This is a genomic window from Ruegeria sp. N10 (genome assembly GCF_056531545.1).
On the sequence record NZ_JBQFLY010000016.1, the window covers coordinates 37,106 to 61,072 of the forward strand.

At 54.9% G+C, this 23,967-nt stretch carries 19 protein-coding genes; 12 read left to right on the forward strand and 7 right to left on the reverse strand.

Features of this window, described 5'->3' with window-relative positions; translation table 11 throughout:
• Window positions 1–2: 2 nt before the first annotated feature.
• From ACR0JI_RS17915 to ACR0JI_RS17930, 4 genes are all read right to left on the reverse strand, one after another.
• Window positions 3–1,700, reverse strand: coding sequence for an ABC transporter ATP-binding protein (locus tag ACR0JI_RS17915; protein WP_480495769.1), 1,698 nt, complete (start codon window positions 1,698–1,700; stop codon window positions 3–5).
• Window positions 1,700–2,560 carry an ABC transporter permease gene (locus tag ACR0JI_RS17920; RefSeq protein WP_480495767.1) on the reverse strand — a complete coding sequence of 287 codons (861 nt, stop codon included), beginning with the start codon at window positions 2,558–2,560 and terminating at the stop codon, window positions 1,700–1,702. The genes ACR0JI_RS17915 and ACR0JI_RS17920 overlap by 1 nt, the downstream gene beginning before the upstream one ends.
• 12 nt (window positions 2,561–2,572) lie before the next feature.
• Window positions 2,573–3,523 (reverse strand): ABC transporter permease, encoded by a 951-nt coding sequence (locus tag ACR0JI_RS17925; protein WP_480495765.1) that lies wholly within the window; start codon window positions 3,521–3,523, stop codon window positions 2,573–2,575.
• Between the two features lie 69 nt (window positions 3,524–3,592).
• On the reverse strand, window positions 3,593–5,212 hold the full coding sequence (locus ACR0JI_RS17930; RefSeq protein WP_480495763.1) for an ABC transporter substrate-binding protein: 1,620 nt from the start codon (window positions 5,210–5,212) through the stop codon (window positions 3,593–3,595).
• A gap of 117 nt (window positions 5,213–5,329) precedes the next feature.
• On the opposite strand from ACR0JI_RS17930, the gene ACR0JI_RS17935 reads away from it, so the two are divergent.
• The 6 genes from ACR0JI_RS17935 (at window position 5,330) to ACR0JI_RS17960 (ending at window position 12,079) form a co-directional block, all read left to right on the forward strand.
• Window positions 5,330–6,229: a LysR family transcriptional regulator gene (locus tag ACR0JI_RS17935; protein WP_480495761.1), complete on the forward strand. Its 900-nt coding sequence runs from the start codon at window positions 5,330–5,332 to the stop codon at window positions 6,227–6,229.
• Window positions 6,230–6,536: 307 nt separating this feature from the next.
• Entirely contained in the window at window positions 6,537–6,827 is a 291-nt protein-coding gene (locus tag ACR0JI_RS17940; RefSeq protein WP_480495759.1) for a hypothetical protein, read from the forward strand.
• On the forward strand, window positions 6,796–7,173 hold the full coding sequence (locus tag ACR0JI_RS17945; RefSeq protein WP_480495757.1) for a hypothetical protein: 378 nt from the start codon (window positions 6,796–6,798) through the stop codon (window positions 7,171–7,173). The genes ACR0JI_RS17940 and ACR0JI_RS17945 overlap by 32 nt, the downstream gene beginning before the upstream one ends.
• A 21-nt stretch (window positions 7,174–7,194) precedes the next feature.
• Complete coding sequence (locus ACR0JI_RS17950) at window positions 7,195–7,452, forward strand: transposase (protein ID WP_480495755.1); 258 nt, start codon at window positions 7,195–7,197, stop codon at window positions 7,450–7,452.
• A 954-nt stretch (window positions 7,453–8,406) separates the two neighbouring features.
• Window positions 8,407–10,275 (forward strand): adenylate/guanylate cyclase domain-containing protein, encoded by a 1,869-nt coding sequence (locus tag ACR0JI_RS17955; protein WP_480495753.1) that lies wholly within the window; start codon window positions 8,407–8,409, stop codon window positions 10,273–10,275.
• A 454-nt stretch (window positions 10,276–10,729) separates the two neighbouring features.
• Window positions 10,730–12,079: an IS1182 family transposase gene (locus ACR0JI_RS17960; protein WP_480478661.1), complete on the forward strand. Its 1,350-nt coding sequence runs from the start codon at window positions 10,730–10,732 to the stop codon at window positions 12,077–12,079.
• A gap of 210 nt (window positions 12,080–12,289) precedes the next feature.
• Here ACR0JI_RS17960 and trpS read toward each other — a convergent pair whose 3' ends face one another.
• Complete coding sequence (gene trpS, locus ACR0JI_RS17965; protein ID WP_480495751.1) at window positions 12,290–13,291, reverse strand: tryptophan--tRNA ligase; 1,002 nt, start codon at window positions 13,289–13,291, stop codon at window positions 12,290–12,292.
• Between the two features lie 1,045 nt (window positions 13,292–14,336).
• Between trpS and ACR0JI_RS17970 the strand changes: the two genes are divergently transcribed.
• The 3 genes from ACR0JI_RS17970 to ACR0JI_RS17980 all read left to right on the forward strand — a co-directional run bounded on the left by ACR0JI_RS17970 (window position 14,337) and on the right by ACR0JI_RS17980 (window position 18,464).
• Window positions 14,337–16,535, forward strand: coding sequence for an adenylate/guanylate cyclase domain-containing protein (locus ACR0JI_RS17970; protein WP_480495747.1), 2,199 nt, complete (start codon window positions 14,337–14,339; stop codon window positions 16,533–16,535).
• A 322-nt stretch (window positions 16,536–16,857) separates the two neighbouring features.
• A complete protein-coding gene (locus tag ACR0JI_RS17975) occupies window positions 16,858–17,454 on the forward strand; it encodes a DUF6088 family protein (RefSeq protein ID WP_171127191.1) in 597 nt (198 codons plus the stop codon).
• The gene (locus ACR0JI_RS17980; protein WP_480495746.1) at window positions 17,445–18,464 is read left to right on the forward strand and encodes a nucleotidyl transferase AbiEii/AbiGii toxin family protein; all 1,020 of its coding nucleotides are present in this window, start codon (window positions 17,445–17,447) and stop codon (window positions 18,462–18,464) included. Before ACR0JI_RS17975 ends, ACR0JI_RS17980 begins: the two co-directional genes overlap by 10 nt.
• 55 nt (window positions 18,465–18,519) lie before the next feature.
• Here the strand turns inward: ACR0JI_RS17980 and ACR0JI_RS17985 are convergent, their stop codons facing one another.
• A complete protein-coding gene (locus tag ACR0JI_RS17985; RefSeq protein ID WP_480495744.1) occupies window positions 18,520–19,218 on the reverse strand; it encodes a DnaA N-terminal domain-containing protein in 699 nt (232 codons plus the stop codon).
• Window positions 19,219–19,591: 373 nt separating this feature from the next.
• On the opposite strand from ACR0JI_RS17985, the gene ACR0JI_RS17990 reads away from it, so the two are divergent.
• Both ACR0JI_RS17990 and ACR0JI_RS17995 read left to right on the forward strand, forming a co-directional pair.
• On the forward strand, window positions 19,592–20,902 hold the full coding sequence (locus tag ACR0JI_RS17990; protein WP_480495742.1) for an AAA family ATPase: 1,311 nt from the start codon (window positions 19,592–19,594) through the stop codon (window positions 20,900–20,902).
• Window positions 20,899–21,951: a ParB/RepB/Spo0J family partition protein gene (locus tag ACR0JI_RS17995; protein WP_480495740.1), complete on the forward strand. Its 1,053-nt coding sequence runs from the start codon at window positions 20,899–20,901 to the stop codon at window positions 21,949–21,951. Before ACR0JI_RS17990 ends, ACR0JI_RS17995 begins: the two co-directional genes overlap by 4 nt.
• 84 nt (window positions 21,952–22,035) lie before the next feature.
• On the opposite strand, the gene ACR0JI_RS18000 is transcribed toward ACR0JI_RS17995, so the two are convergent.
• The gene (locus ACR0JI_RS18000; RefSeq protein WP_480495738.1) at window positions 22,036–23,091 is read right to left on the reverse strand and encodes a tyrosine-type recombinase/integrase; all 1,056 of its coding nucleotides are present in this window, start codon (window positions 23,089–23,091) and stop codon (window positions 22,036–22,038) included.
• A gap of 555 nt (window positions 23,092–23,646) precedes the next feature.
• On the opposite strand from ACR0JI_RS18000, the gene ACR0JI_RS18005 reads away from it, so the two are divergent.
• On the forward strand, window positions 23,647–23,952 hold the full coding sequence (locus tag ACR0JI_RS18005) for a hypothetical protein (protein ID WP_480495737.1): 306 nt from the start codon (window positions 23,647–23,649) through the stop codon (window positions 23,950–23,952).
• Window positions 23,953–23,967 lie beyond the last annotated feature (15 nt).

The following is a 23,967-nucleotide window of genomic DNA, read 5'->3' on the forward strand; positions in this document are numbered from 1 at the left end:
AGTTAGTCTGCGATCTCAAGATCTTTGGCGGTTTCCAGGATAGCGCTCCGCTCATCGATCGCGTCTTCCAGCCAACCGGGCCGGAGACGCGGAACAGACGCCATGAGAACCTTGGTGTAGGGGTGCTGCGGATCGTGAAGAATTTCAGCCGTCTTGCCTGCTTCGACGATCTCGCCATGATACATCACGACCACTTCTTCGCAGAGAGCGGCGACTGTCGAAATGTCGTGGGTAACAAACATGAAGGACAAGCCCAAGCGTTCACTCAGTTCACGGATCAGATCAATCACGGCTTCCCGGACGACCGCATCTAGGGCCGAGGTGACCTCGTCGCACAATACAATCTCGGGTTTGGCTGCAAGCGCACGCGCCAGATTTATCCGTTGTTTTTGCCCGCCGGACAGCTCCCCCGGTTTTCTGTTGGCAAACCCAGGCGGCAGTTGGACAAGATCCAGCAGTTCTTCGACGGCCTTACGGTTGGCACTGCCTTTAAGCCCCTGAAAATACGAAATCGGGCGGCCAAGGATCTTGCCGATTGTATGGTTAGGGTTCAGCGAAACATCCGCTGACTGGAACACCATTTGAACCTTGCGCAACTCGTCCAGGCTTCGTTCCCGGACAGTTTTTTTCAAAGACACGCCGTTCAGTTTCATATCGCCCTGTGCCCAGGGAAGCAGGCCAGCCAACGACCGGGCCAACGTGGTTTTTCCCGATCCGCTTTCGCCAATGACGCCGACGACCGAACCTTTGCGGATGTTCAAGTTGATGTTCTTCAGAACCGGAATGGCGGGCAGCCCTTCAGAGTTAATCGGGCCATATCCAGCAAGGACATCCGTGATTTCAACCAGGACTTTGTCTTCTGTTGTGGTGTCTTTAATCTCGGCTTTGTCTCTTCGCTTGTTCAGGGACAGTTCCGGGTCGGCAGCGCTCATCAGCACTTTGGTGTAATCATCTTGCGGGTTCAGCAAAACCTCTGCGACAGGTCCTTGTTCCTGGATTTCTCCGTTCAAAAGAACAACCACGCGGTCGGCGATCTGGGCCACAACGGCAAGATCATGACTGACATAAATCGCTGCAGATCCGCTTTTTCGAATGAGGTTTTTGAAGGACTTCAGAACCTCGATCTGCGTCGTGACGTCAAGCGCCGTGGTTGGCTCATCCAGCAGGATCAGCTCGGGCCCACTGCACATCGCCATCGCCGCCATCAATCGCTGCAATTGCCCTCCGGAAACTTGGTGGGGATATCGTTGGCCTATTGTGTTCGCGTGCGGCAGATTCAACTGCTGATACAGATCAAGCGCGCGCGCTCCGGCCGTGGAAGCGGGCATCTTGTTGTGTTCCAGGACCGGTTCGATAACCTGATCAGTAATTGTCATCGCTGGATTGAAACCGGCAGCTGCACTTTGGGCCACGTAGCACACCCGATCGCCACGCAGTTCCCGAAGGGCCTGGCCTTCGAGGGCTCGAATGTCCGTATCACCCAGAGTCACCGTCCCTTGCGAGATTTTCAGGCCCGGTTTGGTGTATCCCATCGCTGACAAGGAGATTGTCGTCTTGCCCGATCCGGATTCACCGACCAGCGCCACCACCTCGCCCGGCATGATGTCCAGATCAATGTTTTGAACGATCGGTTCCATATTGGGCCGGGCAGGTTTTTCGACTTCGATCTGAAGCCCGCGGATCTTTAGCAATGCGTTCATCAGATCATCCTCTTGGCAAAACCACGTCCGCCACCGGCGGCGTAGTCATCGACGATCAGGTTGAGACCAATGGTCAGCGACGCGATGGCAAGCGCAGGAAACACCGGGGTCCAGCCGCCCGCGTTCAAGGCGCCCATGTTTTCCCGAACCATTCCTCCCCAGTCCGCTAGCGGGGGCTGCACGCCCAGGCCGAGAAAGCTGAGGCCGCTCATGAACAGGATGGCAAATGACAACCGAATGCCGAAATCCACGACCATGGGCACGACGATGCTAGGAAGGATTTCGTGGAACAACAGCCAAGATGTACTTTCACCTCTGGCACGTGCAACTTCTATATAGTCCAGTTGATTGACATCCATCGCCAGCGCCCGAGCGATCCGGTACACGCTGGAGGCATAAATCACACCCGTTGCCCCGATCAGGATTGTGACGGAAGAGCCAAGCGCGGCAATCAGAACCAGACCCATCATAATGGTCGGAAAAGACAGAAGCGCGTCGTTGATCCGGCTGATTATCGCTTCTGTCCAGCCACCTTTGACCACCGCAAACACGCCCAGAGACGTCCCGATAAAGGAGGCCAAAAGCGTTGCGGCAAAGGCCATTCCCAGGGTCAGACGTGTACCATGGATCACCCTTGAAAGCACATCGCGTCCCAGATAGTCGGTACCGAACCAGTATTCAGATGTTGGGTTCAGATAGCTTTCATATGATGGAAAGTCGTTTGGATCATATGGGGCGATAAAGTCGGCGAAAATTGCAACGAATACCCAGAAAACCACGACCGAAGCACCTGCCCAGCCCATGAATGTCAGTTCCAGTCTACGTTTGGGGAGAGCATCTCCACGTGCGGCATTGGCCATGAAACCAACCTCTCAAGTCTTTGGGTTGCGAAGCCGAGGATTCGAAACAATTGCAATAATGTCCGCCAGCAGCATGAAAATGATGTAGGCGGCGCAAAACACCATGGCGCAGGCTTGAACCACCGGGAAATCCCGGGTTGCGACCGCATCGACGATCAGCTTGGCCAACCCCGGATAAGCAAATATTGTCTCGGTTATGACCACACCGCTTATCAAATACGCGAGGTTCAGCGCGACGACGTTGGCAATGGGGCCGATCGCGTTGCGTAGCGAGTGAACAAAAATCATCCGCCAGCGACGCACGCCTTTGAGAAGTGCCATTTCAATGTAGCTGGAGCCAAGGATATTGACGATTGTGGCCCGCGTCATCCGCGTCATCTGAGCGGTAAGAGCTGCGGCCAAGGTCAGAATTGGCAGTGCCATTGTGCTAAAGAAATGGCCAAGTGAATTGAATTCCGTGACATAGGCAACGGCGGGAAACCACTGTAATCTGACCGCGAAGAATATCACCAGAAGCGTACCCAAGAGGAATTCCGGTGTTGCGACAAGAAACAGCGTGCCAACTGAAATGAACCTGTCAAACAGGCTTTCAGGATACATGGCCGCCAACAGCCCGAGGCAAACAGAAATAGGTACAACGATGATCGCCGCCACACCTGCCAGAAGCAAAGTGTTCGACAGTCTTTCGGCAATCAGAAAAGAGATATCTGCGCTGCTGGCGAGCGACGTTCCCATATCACCTGTGACGAAACCGCCAAGCCATTCAAAGTAACGAACATAAGCTGGCCGGTCTAGACCCAGCGCTTCCCGTAGCCCCGCCACTGTTTCCGGCGTGGCGGATTGCCCCAGAATGGCTTGAGCAACGTCACCAGGAAGGATTTCCGTTCCAAGAAAAACAAGAATTGTGACCAGCCAAAGGGTCAGAATTCCCACGCCTACACGCTTTGCAATCATGTCTAGCATTCAGGTTCCCCGATCAAGGAAAAAAAGGGGCCTTCATCTTCCGCGAAGGCCCCAAGTTTCAGGGAGAATTCAGCTTTCCAGCCAGACTGAGTCGGCAAAGTTGAAACCGCCCATGCCGCCGGTTGGCACTGGTGTCAGGCCCTTCAACTTGCTGGAACGCGCATCCAGATAGTCGATGAACATCGGAATTGCGTTGCCACCATCTTCCGAGATGATCTTCTGGACATCGCCGTAGATCTGCTTGCGCTTTGCAGCATCCACCGTCACACGGCCCTCTGCGATCAGACCATCCAATTGCGGATGCTGAACCTTGGTTTCATTCCATTTGGCCGTAGACGTCCAGGCCAGTGACAGGATCATGTCATAGGTCGGACGCGCATTCCATTCTCCGCCATAGAAACCGCGGTTGAGCCAGATATTGCTCCAATAGCCATCGCGCGGTTCACGCTTGAGGTCAATGTTCAGGCCAATCTGCGCCGCTTCACGTTGCAGGAACTGGCCAGTCTCGATCGAGTTAGCCGCCGCGTCGCTGACATGCAGTTCCAGTGTGGCACCATCCATTCCGGCCTCTCTGAGGTGGAATTTCGCCTTATCGTGATCCAGCATGTGCTGTTCGATTTCACCGTTGTACAGCGGGCTGGAGGGCGCGATCGGGTGATCGTTCCCCAATTGGCCATACCCCTGCGCCACCGTTTTCAGCAACCGCTCGCGATCAATCAGATACTTGATCGCCAACCGCAGGTGCTTGTTGTCCATTGGCGAGATGGAGTTGTCCATCACCAGCTGCGAAAAGCGCGGCGCGCCGGTTCGGATGACCTCGACACCCTCTCTGGCATCAATTTCCTTGGCGGCGGTCGCCTTGATCTGGCTGATCATGTGGACATCACCAGTGTAAAGCGCGTTGATCCGCGCGCTGTCGTCCGCGATGCCGAAAAACTCGATCTCGTCAACGTAGGGGCGATTGTCTTTGAAGTAGTTTTCATTGCGCAAGGCAATCGAGCGTACGCCGGGCGTGAACTCTCCCACTGTAAAGGGGCCTGTGCCGATAGCGGTTGCAAATTCTGTGGTGCCATCTGGGATGATCATAAAGTGGAATGTTCCAAGCATGACCGGAAGATCGCTATTCGGGGCATGCAAGCGGACAATCACTTTGTTGGGGCCATCGGCAGCGACTTCGGATATCTGATCCGCCAGCGCTTTGGCGCCTGAACCGACGGCTTCGTCCTTGTGGCGCATGATCGAGAAAATCACGTCATCAGTTGTGACGGTTTTTCCGTTATGGAATGTCAGGCCATCACGAAGCGTAAATATCCATTCGCTGGCATCTTTGCCTGGCTCGAAAGACTCAGCCAGCTCAGGCTGGGCTTCGGCATTTTCATCAATCCGGGTCAACCCGTTGTAAAACATGTGCGCGCGGGCATAGTCTGTGCTCAGATTGACGTGCGCGGGGTTCAATGTGTCCGCGGCGCTGGTCGAATGGCCGGCGACCCGTAGACGCCCACCTTTTTGGGGTGTCATTGCGAGAGCCCGCCCCGCGGTGCTGATCAAAGTGCCCGCAGTTGCCGCAGTGATGCCCATTGCACCGAGCCAGCTCATCGCTGTGCGGCGCGACATCTGGCCCTCCTCAGCCAGAATTTTCTTAACGACAGCTTCTTCCGCTGAGTTGAGCGTTACTTTTTTGGAACCCATTCCATCCTCCCGTTGAATGCAAAGAATCCTGCTAGAAGGCAGAATTTTTAAGTAGAAGAGGCTCAGGCCGCATAAAAAGCAACTCCACAAATGATCGGAATGATGTTACAATAAGTCATGACTGGCTCGTTTAAAAAAATCCCATCAGGAAGCCAGCTGCGCACATTTGCAGCAGCCGCTACTTACGAGAACTTCTCAGAAGCGGCGGAAAGCCTTGGCGTTACACAGGCGGCTGTCAGCCGGCTGGTCAAGAAAACCGAACAACAACTGGCATTTAAGCTGTTCAAACGCTCACCCAAAGGGGTAACGCTCACACAACACGGGCAACACCTGTTCGACGTGGTAAACAAGAGCTTTGACGAAATCACCAAAGCCATTGAAGAAATCCAAAAGGACATGCAGGGCCAACAGGTCGTCCTTTTGTCGGCTTCTTCGGCCTTCGTCACACATTGGCTGATTCCCAGGATCGGTGGCCTGGCGGCAAAGCACCCTGAAATCGAACTCCGATTTCAAATACTGAGCGGAGAACCGGTTGGTGAACTGGGGTCAGCCGATTTAGGCGTGCGCCTTGAGGGGACGTGTAGCGCGGTCCCGGTGATTAACGAGTTTGCAAAGGAAGCAATTTTGCCCGTGTGTTCACCCAAGTACTATGCCAATTTCAATCAACCTGAAGAAAATCTCTTCCAGGGCGGTCATACGCTGATTCATTTTGCAAACCCACGCGTATCCTGGAACGACTTTCTGCAGATGGCGGAGATGAAATTACCGTCGGTCAGCCGGGAAATAACTTTCAGCGACTACTCCGTTGTTTTACAAGCGGCACTTGCCGGTGAAGGTGTGGCATTGGGCTGGGAACACATCGTGCGGCAGCTCGTGGATCATGAACTGCTAGTACCAGCTTTCCCGGCAAAAATTGAAACGGGGAATTTTTATCAGCTCTTTAGAAACAGAAACGCGAACAACAGCGATGCATTGGACAAGGTCATCGGTTGGTTCTCAAACGAGATGCAATGCTAATCTGGGTTTCTGACTGTGATGTTCAAGCGCTACTTCGCTCAGTAGCTTGCTCGATGGTGCTCAGAAAATGGTAATGTCCAAAATTCACGTACCTTCGAACTTCACAAGTGTCGGGCTAAGGAAGGCTAGATCGTCACATCAGCATCACGCGCCCATGCCGCGGGAGCGGCTTAGTCCCAGAGCCCTCATTACCGATGCTGCACATCCTATCGAATGACATGGTGTGTTTGCGGCGGCCGCTCTCCCAGGGCGAACGAGGTCCGATAAGATCGGCCTCAGCAAAAGCCAGCCGTGAAGGAGAACGACCATGTTGCATTATGTTGGTCTGGACGTGTCCGTCAAATCCGTGTCGATCTGCGTTGTCGATGAAGATGTCGAGGTGCTGGCGCGCGGCGAAACCAGTTCGGATCTGGACGAGATTGCATCGTTTATTTCCGAACATTCCGCCAAGCCCGAGCGAGTGGTGCATGAGAGTGGCATCCTGGCCATCTGGCTCACCCGCGAGCTGGAGAAACGCGGCCTTCCGATCATCTGCATTGATGCCCGCCTGACGGACAAGGCGCTGTATGGGCGGTATCAACAAGTCCGATACCGATGATGCCGAAGGGCTGGCGCATCTGGCCCGCACCGGCTGGTTCAGCCGGGTTTACATCAGAAGCGAGGCGTCGGAGCGGGTTCGCGTGCTCATTGGCGCACGGGAGCGTCTGATCAGGATGCGCAAGGACCTTGAAGCGCATGTTCGAGGCGTGCTGAAGGTTTTCGGGGTCTGCATGGGTTCAGTAGGCCGTGCAAACCTGCGGCAGGGCTTCCGCGACCAACTCGCCGGGGCAGGCCAGACCAACCCGGCGCTCGGCGTGATGGCTGACATATTCATTCCGATCCACAGAACCCTGTGTGCGGCCGCGGAAGCGATGGACACCGATCTCAGGCTCTTCGCAAGCTAAAGCGGCCTTGCCCGCCGCCTCATGACCGTCCCGGGGGTTGGGCCTGTCGTCGCGCTCTCCTTTATCGCTACCCTCGACGATGCGGAGCGTTTCCGGAGATCGAGGGACGTCGGCGCCTTTCTCGGCCTCACGCCGCGGCGGCACCAATCCGGAGACATGGACTGGTCCGGCCGGATATCAAGATGCGGAGATCGTGATCTGCGAAGACTGCCCTACTTCGCAGCTACCAGCCTAATCACCCAGGTCAGAAAGCCATCACAGCTGCGCGCTTGGGCCTAGAGGCTGCAAAATCGGAAGGGCTTCAAGAAAGCCGCAGTGGCGGCATCCCGAAAGCTCGCCGTCGTCATGATGTGCATCTGGCGCGACCAGACAGCCTTTGAACCTTAAAAGGAACTTATCACCTGACAACCAACTGAGATCCGGCCCACAAGAGACAGGGCGGGTTCAGCGTCCTTCTGGACGGCGGCGGATCAAGCCAGTCAAAAGCGGCTGAAGGAGCGTGACGCTCACTTCGCGAATGACATTCTGGCTGGTCAGCTCCCGGACGCCATCAGGAAGCGGAAACACCGACTTCGTAGAGAACCAGGACCCCGAACGGCAATAGAACCCGCACTTGACGATCCCCCAACAGAGAACCGCTCCGTCCGGCAACATGTGAATCTGCTGCTTCAAAATTGCCGCGCTGTGGACGAATGGCCGGAAACGACGCTGCGCCGCATCGAGGAAATTTACGCTTGCGCAGAATACTCGATATTGCGAGCGCACGCAGCGAGAATATCCAATTCACAGGTTGGGCTCATAGCTGGCCTCGGGCGCAACGCAGCATCAGGGCAATAGAAACAACTTCCACCGGCGAGAACGGCCCTGAGCCGACCTCGAACCAGGGATCGCGATGCTGCACTGCGGCCCGCCAGAGCCGCCGTTCGCTGCGAGCGCAGAATCTGAAAATGTGCGAACTCACACGTCGCGGGACGAAGCTGCCGTTTGCGAGTTCCCAAGCTATGGCGGTTATCAGCCCGTTCCGGAATTGGGGCTGCTGGCTTTTCCGCATAAGGCGACCTCCGGCGCACGGTCTGCGAACAGGAAAATAGCGTAAGAAGACAAAGTCTGCGACCCGCGCCTTACGTCAAACTCGCAACGTTTCCTTGTCGGAAACTTTGTGCTGATAGGCGACTTTAGAGAGTGTGGAGTTCAAAATCCCTACCTGTTATCATCTTCGTAGGAGGGATCGGCATGGAGCGACGTTTGAGCGCTATTTTTGCCGCCGACATGGTTGGATACAGTCGGCTGATGGAGGCTGATGAAGTCGGGACACTTCGACGCCAAAAGATTCATCGTGCTGAACTCATTGATCCTGGCTTCGACGAGTTTCATGGGCGCATCGTCAAGGAGATGGGCGACGGGGTTCTTGTCGAGTTCCCAAGTGTTGTTCAAGCCGTGCAATGCGCAGTCAATATCCAAAGGGAAATGTCCGACAGGGAAGCCGGTATTTCTCACGACAGACGCATCCAGTACCGGATAGGAATTAATCTTGGCGACATCATCATAGAAGGTGACGATATCTTCGGCGACGGGGTGAACATCGCCGCGCGCCTGGAACAAATGGCTGAACCGGGAGGCATCTGCATCTCGGGCAGCGCCTATGACCAGCTTAAATCCAACCTGGATGTCGGATATGAATCGCTGGGCGACGTTCAGGTCAAGAACATCCACCGTTCAGTACGGACATATCGAGTTCTGACCGATCCTGAACGTGCAGGCCAGGTTCTCGAGAGAAAGCTGTTTGGCAAGACCAACCTTAGAAAGCACGTTGTCATTGCTGCCGGGTTCATCTGTGCGCTGCTGGTCGGCGCGGGATTGTGGTGGTCGCAGAGGTCTGGCGTCGAACCTGTCGATCCGAGCCGAATGGCGTACACGCTTCCGGACAAACCATCAATCGCGATATTGCCGTTCAAGAATCTTTCCAACGACCCTGAGCAGGAGTATTTTGCGGACGGTTTCGTCGAAGATCTGATTACCAATCTCGCACAGTCCAAGGACCTCTTTGTCATCGACGGAAATTCTTCGTTCAGTTACAAGGAGCGCGTGGTCCCCATTGGGCAGGTCGCAGAAGAACTCGGCGTTCGCTATGTTCTCGAAGGATCCGTGCGGCGTATCAATGAGAAAATCCGGATCTCTGCACAGTTGATCGACGCTTCAGCCGGCGCTCACGCCTGGGCCAAACGTTACGACAGGGCAGCCGCCAACCTGTTCGATGTTCAGGACGAGCTGAGCCGGGAAATAGCCGGCACCCTGTTGGTGAACATAAAGATTTCGGATCTTGCGAAAGCGGTGCAGAAACGCCCCGCAGACCTGTCGGCGTATGATTATGTGTTGCGCGCACGCGCCGCGTATGATGCCGGAGGCAGAGAGATGTGGCTGAAAGCTCGTGAACTGGCCGAAAAGGCCATCGCCATCGATGCCAACTACGCGCCCGCTTATTCGATCCTCGGAAACACCTACAATGACGCCTACATTACGCAGAACGAAGGGCCGGCGGCACTCGACCGTGCCGAAGCTGCGGCCACCAAGGCGATAGAATTGGATCCATTGTTGTCGACAGGCCACGAGTTGCTTGGACGCGTCTTGTTGCGCAGAGGTCGGCACAGCGATGCAATTGCCGCTATCCAGAGGTCAATTGAACTCAACCCGAACCATTCACAGCTTTATGCAAGTCTTGCGGATGCGCTGACATTTGCCAATCGCCCGAAAGATGCTGTCCAATTGATGAAAAAGGCCATGCGCCTGAATCCACTCTACCCATCCCGATACAACATGTACCTTGGCAGGGCATATTACTTTGACAGGAACTTTGCTGAAGCCTTGCCCGAGCTTGAAGCCTGTGCTGTCCGGGCACCAAAACGTCGATCCTGCCGCATATATCTGGCTCCAACATACGCGGAGCTCGGGAGACTATCCGACGCAACACAAGCAGTAGCTGATCTGCTCGAGATTGCACCAAATTTTTCCATCAGCAGCTCGGTGGAAAACCAGTTGCCATTCGTGCCGACAGCAATGGATTTTTTGGTTAGAGGCCTTCGCAAGGCAGGTGTTCCTGAATGACCGATCTGGTCCGAAGTTGCTTGCTCCGATGTCTATTTACCCCTTTGCGCTGACATCTTACTTGTCAAGTATCTATGTCACGCCAAGAGCTCTACTCGTTCACTTTATGTTCGGACAGCAATTCATCTTATTGCAGAGCGGTCGGGTAGGTCGAAGTTAGCCGGGTCGCACCGGTCAAGTATAGGCCGAGACCTGCCGCTAGCCGCACTCCGCTTGAAAGACCGCTGTCGCGAAACGCTCCATGCTTTGCAGAGGCCTTTCTGAATGTCTCTGCCATTCGTGGCCGACGCCGCGTTGGTCAAGAAGGGCTCAATGTCGTCGTTCTCGGCTTCGCAGCATTAAATTGGCCATAGTCAAATCCGGCCTTCGCTCCGGCCTATTTTGTTGAAAAACTCTTCCTTGATCGATGGCTGAACTGCTGATTCAATTCTTCCAATGGGCGGGAGGATTGGCGATGATGGGACCGAGGCAGGAAGCGCAATCGTCGCTGTTCTATGAGTTCTCAATGGAGAACCACGTTCCCCAAGATCACTTGCTTCGGTCGATTGATCGCTTTGTTGATCTGAGCAGCATTCGAACGCATCTCGCGGATTTCTACAGCCACACCGGTCGGCCATCCGTCGATCCGGAACTGCTGATCCGGATGCTGCTGGTCGGCTATTGCTTTGGCATCCGCTCCGAGCGACGGCTGTGCGAAGAGGTGCATCTGAACCTGACATATCGATGGTTCTGCCGCCTCGATCTGAATGAGCGTATCCCGGATCACTCGACGTTCTCCAAGAACCGGCATGGATGCTTCCGCGAGAGCGAACTGCTGCGTCATCTGTTTGAAACGACTGTGGCGCGCTGCATCGCGGAAGGACTGGTCAGCGGCCAGCGCATGGCAATCGATGCCAGCTTGATCGAAGCCGATGCAAACAAACAGAACTCAACGCCAAAAGAAGAATGGGACGCATCAACCATCGATCCAGAAGATGCGCCTCGCGCGGTCCGCGAGTATCTCAACACTCTGGATGAGGCGGCTTTTGGAGCTGCTGGCGAGGTGCAGCCCAAGTTCACCTCGCATTCTGACCCTGCGAGCGAATGGACGGCAGCGCGCAAGGGGCCTGCTTTCTTCAGCTATTCTGACAATTACCTGATCGACACCGACCATGGCGTCATCGTTGATGTCGAGGCCACGAGGTCTATCCGACAAGCTGAGGTCGGATCAACGAAGGCGATGTTGAACCGCGTGAAGGCAAATTTCGATCTTAATCCTGAACGGCTGATCGCCGACACGGCTTATGGCACCGGGCCGCTCTTGGGTTGGCTTGTCGGCCGCAAGATCGCACCACATATCCCAGTCTTCAATAAGTCCGGCCGCAACGATGGCACCTGGACCCGCGCCGACTTTGAGTGGGACGCAGAAAACGATCAATATGTCTGTCCCGAAGGTCACGCCCTGAAGCAGTTCCGCCGTAACTACTCAGACCCGAACAGGGGGCCGACTGGCAAGGGCACTGCACGTTATCGCGCCTTGAAAGAGGTCTGTCAGATCTGTCCATCCAAAGCCAAATGCTGTCCAAACACCGAAGCTCGCAAGATCACCCGTGAGGAGAACGAAGACGCCCGTCAGGTCGCACGCGACATCGCCAAGACCAAGCAATACGACATCTCGATGAAACTCAGAAAGAAGGTCGAGATGCTTTTCGCCCACCTCAAACGCATCCTCGGGATGGGACGGCTCCGATTACGTGGCCCATGCGGTGCAAATGACGAATTTCTCCTCGCCGCCACCGCCCAAAACCTCCGCAAACTGGCCTAGATATTCCCTGCACCGCAGCAAATGCGCAAAGCCTGAATGGAAAGGCACTCGCGCTCTGTTCAAAGCACCACTTTCTGCGTCAGCAACACGTTGTTTTTCAACAGAATCAGCCCGTTCCTGCCGTTCGCTGCAAACGCAAAAACGAAGGCCCGTCGTACGCATGGTCGCGGGCGAAACAGACCTTCACCCGGCTCGCCCGCCACTGGTCACCTACAACTGGAACAGACCCAGGGCACTCACAACATCGCGCCTTGTCGCCTCGGTGCGCTCTCGCGCCCGTTCCGTGCCCTCTTTGATTACCTCAAGGACGTATCCCCGGTCCTGGGAGAGCTGTGCCCTACGCTCGCGAATTGGGGCGATGAGCTCCTGAAGGATAGCTTCCAGACGCGCCTTGATCTTGCTATCGCCAAGCCCGCCTCTCTGATACTTGGCCTTGAGCTCGGCAAGCCCGTCCTGGTCCGGATCGAAGGCGTCGAGATAGGTAAAGACGACATTGCCCTCGATGCAGCCGGGGTCTTCGACCCGCAAATGGTTCGGATCGGTAAACATCGCCCTGACAGCATTTCGGATCTCCTCGGACGACGCGGACAGCGCAATGGCGTTGCCACCGGATTTCGACATCTTGGTCTTGCCGTCGATACCGGGCAACCGGCCCGCCCTGGGGATGATCGCCCGCGCCTCGGGCAACACGGCGTGGCCTGAGGTTGCGTTGATGCGCCGCACGATCTCGTTCGTTTGCTCGATCAACGGGGCCTGATCCTCGCCGACCGGCACGACCGTCGCCTTGAAGGCTGTGATGTCCGCCGCCTGTGCCGCCGGATAACACAGAAATCCGGCGGGAATATCCCGTCCGAACCCGCGCACGCGAATTTCGTCCTTGATCGTCGGGTTCCGTTCGAGCCGCGCGACCGTGACGAAGTTCAGGTAGAGCATCGACAGCTCCGCCAACGCCGGAAGATGCGATTGCAGGCAGATGGTGGTGCGACAGGGATCAATGCCCACGGCCAAATAGTCCAGCGCGACCTCCATCACGCTGCGCCGCACCTTCTCCGGGTCATGGGCGTTGTCGGTCAGGGCTTGGGTATCCGCCAGCAGCAGGAATTGTTCATGGCTGTCCTGATAGCGCAGTCGGTTTGCAAGCGAGCCTGCATAGTGTCCGATATGAAGCGGCCCCGTGGTGCGGTCGCCTGTCAGAATGGTTGGTCTGTTCATTTGCATCTTCCCAAGAAACGAGAGGCAGCGCATCGGGAAGCTCGGAAAACAAAAGGCCGCCCATGCGGCGGCCTCGGAATACGATTGGTCATCCAAGCCACCCTGTCAGGAGGCCAGCCACCAAGTCGTTGCGATCATCAAAGTGTTTTCCATGGAACACTGACTATCGGCTGCAAGATTACTGGTCAATCAAATGGTAGAATGAGCTCGAGACTGAAGTCGGATGCGGTGCAGAACGTTCGTGATAGGGGTCGCTATGCGACGCAAGGACGACCCATTGCTGACCTTGGCCGGTTTCACTGACGCTGCAGTGTGGATTCCCTAAAGCCGACACTTGCAAAATTCAATGTCACGCGACATTTGTTCATATCTGATTTTTTGAGGCAGACAGCGTTGTCGAGTGAACCAAAGATAACTGAGACAGCAGACATTGTGCTGAAGATCGCTGCACTGGTTGGCCTTTCCGCAGCTGTGCTGTCTTTTGGATATAATCACTACATTTGCACTAAAGAGTCTTGGCAGGTTGTCTTTTCGGTTCCAGTGTTCCTGCTCGCCTTGCTCATATTCGGTTTGGCGTTGGGACTGTCCGACAAAGCTTTTGGAAGCTTCCGAGAGTTGGAAATCTGGTCAGGACCAATTTCCACACGACTGCTTCGATTTTTCCTCTATTTGATTGGATACTTTTCTGAGGTGTCTTTTGGTGCTGTCGCAATATACACATTCTTAGCCGCTGGAAACGTACCAAATTGCGTTGGTCAGTAACCAGCTTCTCACCGTGCAACTGGTTCGGCCCGATCCGGACCTTCACCGACCAAGCAAGATGCTGCACTCGAAGCCCACCTAGCGGATTTTGGCCGCTCCTGCGCGGTTTTCACGCTGTCAGATGACAGAAGGGCGGGAAAAGCCAGCAGTTCGGCCTTCGCTTACCCATGACTTGTGTTTGCAGCTCGCGACCGGGATGTTTGCGAATATTCGAAAGGGATTGAACGACGCGAACAGCTAGGGCAACCTGAAAGGCATAGCTTGTATCACAGCGGAATTCTGGATGGAGCGGCGCCTAGCAGCCATTCTTGTTGCCGACCTGGTCGATTTTTCGCGCCTCATGCACGAGGACGAGGCTGGCATTCTTGCCCGGCTCGAGGCACTCGACACAGGCATCATCACGCCATTGGTCGAACGCCACGGGGGACGGATCGTTAAGCGGATGGGCGACGGCTATCTGATTGAGTTTGCCAGCGTCGTAGATACGGTGAACTGCGCTTTGGACTGGCAGGACCGGATCAGGCCTCGCGCGGACGAGCCGGACGCCCTGCAATTTCGGATCGGGATAAACCTGGGTGATATCGTTGTCAGGGACAATGATATTTTCGGAGACGGCATCAACGTAGCCGCACGGCTGGAATCCATCGCTGAGCCGGGTTCGGTGCTGGTATCGCGCACGGTCGTCGATCATGCCAGCGGCAAGCTTGAGGCGGCGTTCGGCGATCTGGGCGACAAGACGCTGAAAAACATCCCCGAGCCTGTCCGTGTTTATCGTGCCACAAGACGCACCGAACCAACCGTCGTTCGGCCATCCCGCGGGCGCTACGGTAAAGCAAGCGCGGTCATAGCCGCGCTTTTTGGCCTTCTGGCCATCAGTGCTGGAGCGGCGTACTGGCTTCAATCCCGTCCGGTGAAGGTCGAAGCGGCCTCGATCGAAGCGATGGCATTGCCGTTACCCGACAAGGCCTCGGTTGCGGTTCTGCCGTTTGACAATCTCAGCGGCGAGTCCCAACAGGAACCTCTGGCCGACGGGATAACCGAGGATCTGATCACCGACCTGTCGAAAGTTTCGGGCTTGTTCGTCATCGCGCGCAATTCGACCTTCATTTACAAGCGCAAGTCGGTGAGCATCAAAGACGTCGCCGAAACCCTGGGCGTGCAATACGTGCTCGAAGGCAGCGTGCGGCGCTCGGGCACCACATTGCGCGTCAACGCTCAGTTGATTGACGCCACCACCGGCAACCACGTCTGGGCTGACCGCTTCGACGGCGACGCCTCGGATGTTTTTGCGGCACAGGACGCGTTTGTACTGAAGATCATCAACGCGCTGAAGGTTGAACTGACCGACGACGAACTCGAGGAGGTGAACCGGGCCGATACTAAAGTCGTCGCCGCCCGCGAGGCATTTCAACGTGGCTGGGAGTTGATGTCGAACTTCAACGAACGCGACAATGCCCGAGCTGTGGATCATTTCGAAAGGGCGATTGAAATTGATCCCGACTATGGCCGTGCCCATGCCGCACTGGCGCTGGCCTTTCAACGAGATGGCGTGTTCCGGTGGAACCAGAAAATTCGCGGTAACTCCCGCGCCCACCTCTATACCGTTCTGATCCCCGATCATCTTGAAAAAGCCGGCGACAGAGGCGGGTCGATGGTGCACATTATTCGCGCCATGCGGCAGCTTAACTTCCGTGACCAGAACACTGGCGAAACTGGCGCCGCGCGCTCGGCAAAGGCCATCGAAGAAGCGGCCAGGGCGATCGAGCTTGGCCCAAATGACCCCGAGGCGCATGTCACTATGGCCTGGGCGCTAATCGCTTCGGGCAATCCCGAGCAGGGTCTAGACGAGATTGCGATTGCCAAGCGGCTTGACCCCAGTGTGCCCGCCAATGTCGTTATTGTCGAGGCAGCTGCGTATTATGCGTTAGGGCAGTTGCACAGGGCAGCCGAAATTCTGGACGAGGCGACTGCCAGAACGAAAAAGTCGCTGAACCTGATCATCACCGCGGCGTCGATTCACGCGCAGTTGGGCGACCGCCGGAAAGCCGACGACCTGATGTATGCCTGGGCGCGCGACAAGGATCGGCTGGCGCTTGCCGAAAACTATCTGCTGCCGATGCAGTGGGACGGTGATCACGAGGAACTAAACCGCAAGATGGCCGACGGGTTGAAACTCGCAGCGCTCAGGCCAACCACTACCGTGACATCCCTACTGGAAGACCTCAAGACGCAGGAAGGACCAGCGCAAATCGAAACGCTGCGGATGTTGGGCTGGTTCGGTCCCCAGGCGGCCAGCGCGGTCTCTGATCTGCTCGGTGTTCTTGAAACTGGCGGTAAGCGCGCGCGCCGCGAGGTCGTAATCACGCTCGGAAAGATCGGCGCGCCAGCCAGTGCAGCTTTGCCAGCGCTGGAGGCCGTCACTGAGGAGCCCATAATAGGGCTTCGTGCCAAGAGGGCGATCACGCGCATCTCAGGCGAGTAGAAAGCTGACTCCTAGCCCTGCTGGGAAAGGCATGAACGGTCTGGCTCAGGCCGTCTATCCGCCCGCGATTGTCCGCTTGCCGCACTATTGATCAGTTCGAGCATGCCCCAGAAAATGTCAATGGGGCTCGGAGCCGACTTGCGTTGATGCAGAACTATGCCTGCATGCAGTCCAAATTGAGTGTCAGCTTTTGCTAATGCAGTCCGGTTGGTTCGCGCGTGCGGAGAATGACCGGAATCCGCCCAACTTACAAAATCACCCAGATACTCTGCTAACTTGTAAGTCAGAAAAAAGTATTATATTTTCTGACAAGGAGAAAACTATGATCACTTCATCGATTAGACAACGCATCATCGGAAAAGGCCGGGGCTCAATCTTTGCGCCAACCGACTTTCTGGATATTGGCTCCCGCGCAAGTGTGGATCAGGCATTGTCGCGTTTGGCGGATCAAGGGATGATCCGACGGTTAACGCGTGGGCTTTATGACTATCCGAGAAAGAGCGCCCGATTAGGGCTGTTGTCTCCGTCAGCCGATGACATTGCCAAAGCGATTGCACGCAAAGACAATCAGGTTCTACAGCCCTCCCCTGCCATGGCAGCCAACCAGTTGGGGCTGTCGACCCAAGTGCCGTCCAAGCCGACTTACATGACCGACGGCCCGACCCGCACCAAGACAGTTGGTCGACAAGTCATCCAGTTCCGGAATGCATCATCCAAAACGCTAGTTGGTGCAGGCCAGAAAACCGGCGCCGTATTTCAGGCGTTACGCTATGTTGGCAAAAACCGGGTGGATAGCCGTGTTGTCGACACGCTGGCCCGCAATCTGGATGTTAAGGACCGCGCATTGCTCGCAAGACAAAGTAGATATGTTCCGGCCTGGATGCATCCGGTAGTGCAGCAAATCGTGGCATGGGTCTGATCTTGGACCAGTTTGCCAACGATACTCCAAAGAACCGTGAAGAAGCGTTTCAGGAAACGGCCGCAAAGCTTGGCATTTCCAAGGCAATCGTTGAGAAGGATTTCTGGGTCTGCTGGTCGCTGAAACATCTATTCGCCCTGCCCTCTTTTGGCACTCACATGATCTTCAAGGGTGGGACATCGCTATCCAAGGTCTATGACATCATCCATCGGTTCTCAGAAGACGTGGATCTGTCTCTCGACCGGGCACAGCTCGGTTTCGACGGCACACGTGACCCCGAGCACCCTGCCCTTTCAGGCAAAAAACAAAAGCAACTGCTGCAGGAGCTTCAGGATACGGCCACCAAAGTAGTCTCAGGACCGCTTCTGAAAGAAACCAAGATCAAGTTTGGCGCCGTGCTTGATCAGCACTTTTCCCTCTCGGTCGATCCTAATGATGCACAAACCTTGCTTTTCGCCTATCCATCCGAGACAAGTGCGGCCAGCGGCTACATCCAGCCGGTAGTGCGGTTCGAATTTGGCGCCCGTGGGGTTCACCTTCCAGCCGAGTCCCGCAGGATATCACCTTATGTGCATCAGGCATTTCCAGACCTGTTGGAGGCGAGCGACGTCGATGTGAAGGTCTTGGGTGTTGAACGCACATTCTGGGAGAAAGCCACGATCCTGCATATGCTCTATCATCAGGACATCACCAAACCTCTGGCTGACCGTATGTCGCGCCATTATTACGACATGGCTCAGTTGATCAAACACGAGACCCATTCTCGCGCTATCGAACAGATCGATTTGCTGGATCAGGTTGCACACCATAAGTCCGTCTTCTTCAAAGCGGCTTGGGCTAACTACGAAAATGCCAGGCCCGGATCACTAAGATTGCTACCGAACCCTGAGCTGAAAGCAGCGCTGCGCCGGGACTATGTGGGGATGCAAGAAATGATCATCGGGGATCCCCCCTTGTTCGATGACATTCTGAAAACTATCGGGGTGTTCGAGGCCAAACTCAACGGTTGAAATCAGCAATTTCTGTGGTCTCAAGGCACAGCGTGCGACCATTAATTCTAGATTGTTAGCCGAGCAAACACACTTTCTGAATTCGCCCGAACTCGAGCTGAACCGCTCCAAGTAAAGGTTCCATATGGTGAGATTGAATGTACTGCGCGATGAATTTGCTGGGTGCGCGCAAGGTGATTGTCTGATCTTGCATTTCAACAAATTTGAGATCGCAATACCAACTTTTAAACAATAGTGCTTCAGACTCTGATAGGCGCCGAAGCGCCCTGCCCCACGGATCCTGAAGGTCTTGTCCCTCATGTTCAACAGCTACTGGTTTTTCTTGGCCAAACTGAACATGAACAACCTTTTCGGTCGGTTTTGGGGTTTGTGTCTCCATGCGCGATACAAAATCAGAACCAACATTTTGCCAAACCGGTTCGCTCAGACGGCAAATTTCCGCGTAGTTGAGTCGGTACGCCGCAACGCGGCCTCTAACCCCGGGCCTAAGCTGGAGAAGTATATTAGAATCCGTCAAACGCTTAATTTCTCGCTTGACGGTTCGTTCGTCCACTGACCAGAGGCGGGCCATTTCTTTTTGTCCGACCGTCAGCTCATCAGTGCGCCAGTTGTATCGGGCCGTTATCAACGCGATGAGTCGCATCATCGAACATTGAAAACCGGGTGTGCCATTCAAACCCGCAACAGAGATTGCAGTCAAAAGATCGTACTTCTGAGAACCGGCCTGATATCCTGTAAATCGTTTTATTTCCATTTTGATACTGCCACTGTGCCTCGAGCGGATCGGTTTCGCTGACCGATTCCATCAATTGGGTTCAGTGTGATGAAATCCCGTAGTTTGTCAACGGGCATTGAAAAACAGGATGGTCGACTTTTTCTTCAAAATCAAAAGAAAATTCGGTTAATAGGTTATGGGTGACACTATGCTGTCACCTTATTACGGGTCGAGTGTCACCATATATCTGGTAATCGATCGTCGCCTGTCACCAAAACATAGCTTCGCTGTCGAAATACCTCCCGTTTTTACCGAGTCGGGGGCGAAAAAGCGGAAATTCCATTCTTTACGTTTTGCAGTTTTCCAAAATCGCGTTATTAGAAGACATTCGTGATATAACAAGAGCAGCACTATGCGTGACCACACCGACCTTCAAGCTATGAACGAACGAAGCCTGGCTCAACAGGCTGCCGTCCGCCGCGCTACTTTCTCGCCCGCTGACGAGAAAGTACTTCGACCATTCTCGATCTGGGAAATTAGCCAGTTCATGTTTGATATCCCGGCGGACACCTTGAGAAAAAAGTTGGCTGAAGACCCGTCTCTTCCGCAGGGCTCGACAGAAGATGATGGACGGCAAAGATGGTTTTCTCTGGCTGAGATAAATGAGTTGAGACGGCGCTTGAGATTTAGAGGTAAAAGCCTTCTACCCCAAAGGCCAGCGGGCCGGGCTATGAGAGTGGCGGTTTCGAACTTTAAGGGTGGTGTCGGCAAAACAGTAGTTGCCCAGCACTTGGCTAATGCGGCCGCGCTTGATGGATACCGTGTTCTGGTGGTGGATTTCGATCCCCAGGCCACACTCACGCATTCAATGGGTCTGTCTGAAGTTAGAGAGTGGAATACTGTCTGGGGCATTATGTGTCGTGACCTCTGCCGTGAGGCGAACCGGATCGCAGACGAATATGATGATCCCACAGACTGCCCCTACCCTACTGCTGACGAGTTACCAGAAGACGTTCAGTCGATTGGTGCGCAACGTGTGCAGGACTTCATTCAAAGAACTTCATGGTCGACGATCGACATCATCCCGAGCTGTGCGAACGCCGCCTTCGTGGAATTTGCTTCCGCTCAGTACAGGTCCATTCATAAGGCATGGAGTTTTTTTGGATGCGTCGCAAGGTATCTCGATGAGTTGCCGGACGACCAATATGATTTGATTGTATTCGATTGCCCGCCTGCAATTGGATACCAGTCTTTGAATGCGGCCTTTGCTGCTGACATCCTCTACATTCCGTCTGGTCCTGGTTATTGGGAGTATGACAGCACGACGAGTTATCTTGGTCAGCTTGGCGATGCCTTGGAAGACATAACCAGCGGGTTCGAACGTATTGCAAGGGATGCTGGTATCACTCTTCCTAAACGGTTCGATGATATACGCGTTCTCATGACTCGCTTCGAGGCCAGCAACTCTTTGCATGTCGCGATGATGGATGCTTTCAAAAATGTCTTCGGGGCAGATGTCTGTCAAAATCCCATCGAAATGACACGTGCGGTTGAGCAATCTGGTAGGTTCCAGATGTCTGTTTACGAGCAGGACTACAGACAGATGACTCGGGACACATGGAAACGGGCGCGTCAGTCCTTTGATAATGCATACAGCGAATTTAAGGATGTCGTCCTACGGGCCTGGGAGGCGCGTACTAAAGTTGAGGAGCGGGTAGAATGAGCGGTAATAAATTTGGCTTCACTCCGATTGATGAAGATGACCTCAAGAAAACACGCCGCCGCGAAGTGGGTCCAATGGGGGCTGCAGTACGCGAAGCAGCAAACAGCTTAAATGAAAGCACTGAGAACCGTGTCGAACAGCGACGGCAAAATGCCTCCGATGCCAAGGAGTATCGCAAAGCTCGTGATGAGGGACGAGTTTTGGTTGCGGTCGGCATCAATGAAATTCATACGACGGATCTGCCAAGAGATCGCTTGGATCTTTCGGCCGTCGCAAGTTCCGATGAGATGGATGAACTCAAGGCTTCTATTCAGGAACGCGGCCAGAAGGAGCCCATAGAGCTTTATAAGGATTCAGATGGTCGCTTCCAGCTCAAAAAGGGTTGGAGACGAGTTACTGCTCTTAAGCAGCTTTATGAGGAGACCGGTGATGAACGGTTTTCCAGTGTTACAGCGCGAGTTGCCGAATCCCAGAGCGATCGCATCGACCTCTACATTGACATGGTTGAGGAGAACGTTGTTCGGGAGGACTTGACGTTTGCTGAGATGGCGCAAGTGGCAATTCTTGCTTCCAAAGATTCAGAGTTGGGGGCAGGGGATGCAGAAGCTTTGGTCGGAAGGCTGTACTCATCCCTGCATAAGATGAAACGCTCTTACATTCGCAGCTTTGTTTATCTGCTCAATGAACTTGAGGGTGCGTTGCCGTTTCCAAAGAGTGTCTCCAGAAACCTTGGCGTTGAGGTTGCGCGTAAACTTCGAGCGTCATCGGGTTCAGCTGCTGGGTTAAGAGATGTGTTGGTGCGCGCATCCACAGCCGGCGAGCAAAACGAGGCGCTGGATTCCTTCTTGGCAGATACTGATGCTGAACCGGGTAGTCGCAAGCGACGTGAGAAAGCCAAGAGCGTGAAGTATGAGTTCCACGTGGGCGGTTCAAAAGTCACTGCGCGAAAGGGAGAGTGCAGGATATTGTCTGGTCAGGACTTTAGTTCGATTGACCGGTCAAAGCTCCAGAGAGCGGTTGAAGCTTTCGAAGCTGTTTTGAACGAGTAGTAACCCGCGGGTTACCCATGCTCAGATTTCTTAATTTTGATGGCGGTAACCCACGGGTTACCGCTTTCTTCGTTTAGCACCAGCTTACCCCAACAAGTCTGTCGCTGGGTTCTCTGCGATATCGACATCGTCATAGTACTTCTGCGCCTGCGCCATGGAGCGGTGCAGCGACAGGCGCATGGCGGCCTGGATCGGGGCGCCGTCCAGCGCCGCTTGGGTCAGGAACCCTGAACGCAGACCGTGCGGCGAGGCGAAGTCTTCCGGCAACCCCGCCAACTGGAGGCGATGTTTGACGATCTGATAGATCGCATCCGGGGAAAGGCGGCGTTTCAGCACCCGGTCGGCCTTGGAGACAGGGCGGAACAGCGGCCCTTCGCGGATCTCGCCCACCTCAACCCAATGCACCAGCGCCTGGGCCGCGCGGCCTTTCAGCACCAGCCGCGGCGTTTCACCTTTGGTTGTCGTCTTGGTCTCCAGCAGTGAAATCCAAACCAGGCTTTTCTCGTCGAACTCCTTTAGCGAGACGTCTTCAAACATCAATCCGGTGATCTCCGAGCGCCGTCTACCACCAGAAGCCCAACCCAGCATCAAGATGGCGCGGTCGCGGCAATCCCGCCGGGACCCCCGACAGGTGGACAGCAGCTGCTCGAGCACATCGCGGGTAATCGGGTGCTGCGATTTTGGGGCAAGGGGCCGGGCTGCGGCCCGGCGCGCCTTGGCACGGGCCTGCTTAACCTGCGGTGCACCGAAAGGGCTGGTCAGGTTCTTCATTCGATGAAAGGCGAGCCAGGAGGCGATGCGCCGGTCCAGCGTCGAAGGGGCAGGGCAGATGAGGGACTTGCGCTGCCCCTGAGCAATCAGCGCTTCTGCGGTTTCGCGCGCCACATCCGTTTCTGGCGCGTCATTCAAATCACGGGCGTGATCGAGAATGAAGGCGAGGGCGGTGGCCTCAGATTCCGGCCAGTCCAGCGTCGCTGCGAAGCGCGCGGACTTCCAGGCGGTGACATAAAGCAGATCCCGTTCATAGGCCCTGAGCGTGTTTTCCGGTGTGCCGCGCACATAAAGATCAGTGAGCGCCTCCTGATCTGTGTCCGAGAGGGCAGGGGCGGCGGCGGGGAGGTATGGGGCAGGGGGCTTCATGTGTCGATTTTCCCTAATCTGTAGACTGCTCTTGCTTGTTTTCACCATGTCTCATGGTTGGCCTTATGCTGTTCTGGTCCTTTAAGAGTAGACTCGGGCTGAGTTTGTGCCGGTCCATGTTTACAAAATCCCAGGTTACTGTGCTGCATCTACTTAGGTTTGCTGCCGGATCGGGGCAGGGGTCTACGGGTTATGGACCAATGCCATCGCGAGTCCAGTGGTTAAGGAAAACCGACATGAGGCACATTCTGCGCGCATTTTCCGGCGAAATCAATCAATCATGATAAGGGATACTTATCGGGTATAATAGTGATTTAGTGGTGCAACAGAGCTAATGAACAAAAGGGCAAGTTTTTGCGTATAAAGCGGTTAGCTTATTCGGATCGCAGCAAATTCGGCGGGATTCCATTGAAAAGTTTTGAACAAATCTGGTGAATAACGCATCGGAGCAACGAAGTGCGCGATGCGTCCAAATGACGAACAGGGCAGCGAAGGCAACGCTAAGCTAGGCACTGAAGTTCACGATAGTTAAGCTCCTTTTGGAGGAGGTGTAATTTGGAACGTCGCTTGCTCACTATTCTTGCGATGGGCGTCGTCGGTTATTCGCGGCTGATGCATAACGATGAAGAGGTGACCCTTGCCGAACTTATGGCCAGCCGGAATCTGATCGAACAAAACATAAAACAATTCGGAGGCAGACTTTTCGGCAGTTCAGGAGACGGGTTTATTGCGGAGTTCGGTAGTCCTGTTCGGGCCGTACGTTGCGCCACTGCGATCCAAATCGAATTGTCCGAACGTGCTGCCGCGCGACCGGAAAAACGGAAAATGCTGTTTAGATGCGGCCCGGTGTTGTCACATTAACTTTGAACCCACCAA